We start from the raw sequence: 1,122 nt of genomic DNA on the forward strand, positions 1-1,122 counted from the left end.
GCCGAAGGTAACGGCCTGTTCGGCTCCAATCATGACGGCAAGCCATGCTGTGCCCAGCACAAGGCAGGCAAGGTTGCCAAGCAGCATGGCGACAAAGGCAAGCATCACCCTTTTGCCGTTCCAGCCGCGTTCTGCTAGCCAGCCGACCAAGGCGCCGACAAGCGGGAAGGCGAAGAGATAGCCACCCGTCGGCCCGACGAAATGCGCGGCACCCGCTGCCCCTCCGGACAGAACCGGAAAGCCGACCGCACCCTCGACCAGCCAGGCGACGATGGTGAGCGCGCCAAGCCGCCAGCCATAGAGCGCGCCGATCAGGGTCACGGCAAAGGTCTGCATGTTTACCGGGACCGGCACCATCGGCACCTCGATATAGGACGCCAGCGCCAGGAACAGGGTGCCAAGCACGACGGCTCCAACCTGCCAGGCAAGAGAACGATCCTGGAGCCGGAGCGGACTGAACGACGGCTTGCCGGGGGAGAATGCGACGTCTGTCATTGGGATTCCTTCGATCGATGAAAATTATAGATAATTTCTCTTTCCGATCTATTATCGAATCCACACTTCCCTGGGGATTGCAAGCCCTCGCTTTGGCGGAGGCTGTCTAACCTACGATGGCGAAGGCTTCGCGCGTTGTTCCGGAAGCCGTCCTGACCGGCTTGCGGCCAATCCATTGGACGTGCCGCCCCAGTGTGACGGCCGCCGATTCGGTGTTTCCCTGCCGCAAGGCGGCGAGGATCGCGCGATGGTCCTGATCGGTGCGCGTCTCCCACTCCGACCGCCATGCCGCGAACAGGAAACGGGCGCTTGCCGCGTGCAGGTCGTCGATGGTGGCGAGCAGGCGCGGCATGCCGCATGGCGCCAGGATCAAGCGGTGGAAGGCGCGGTTGGCCTCTTCCCACGACCTGACATCGCGGGACTTGTCGCCGGCCTTGGTCGCCTCCTCGGCGAGATCGAGAATGGCCGATGTCAGGTGCGGCGCGGCGTGGCGCAGCGCCAGCACCTCAAGGGCGGCGCGCATTTCGGCGACCTCCTTGACCTCGCCCAGATCGAAAGACGCGACGCGCACGCCGCGCCGCGGCTCGCCGATGGCCAGCCCTTGCGCCTCCAGACGCCGGAAGGCCT

Annotated in this window: 2 protein-coding genes; both read right to left on the minus strand. The window is 64.9% G+C overall.

The features are described 5' to 3' along the window. On the minus strand, nt 1-495 hold a 495-nt coding region (locus EN749_RS36135), incomplete at its 3' end, for a biotin transporter BioY (protein WP_145991192.1). A 106-nt stretch (nt 496-601) separates the two neighbouring features. Continuing rightward, nucleotides 602-1,122: GntR family transcriptional regulator (locus EN749_RS36140; protein WP_145991193.1), on the minus strand; the 521-nt coding region annotated here is incomplete at its 5' end.

Source organism: Mesorhizobium sp. M7A.F.Ca.ET.027.02.1.1, assembly GCF_004022985.1.
GTDB lineage: Bacteria > Pseudomonadota > Alphaproteobacteria > Rhizobiales > Rhizobiaceae > Mesorhizobium.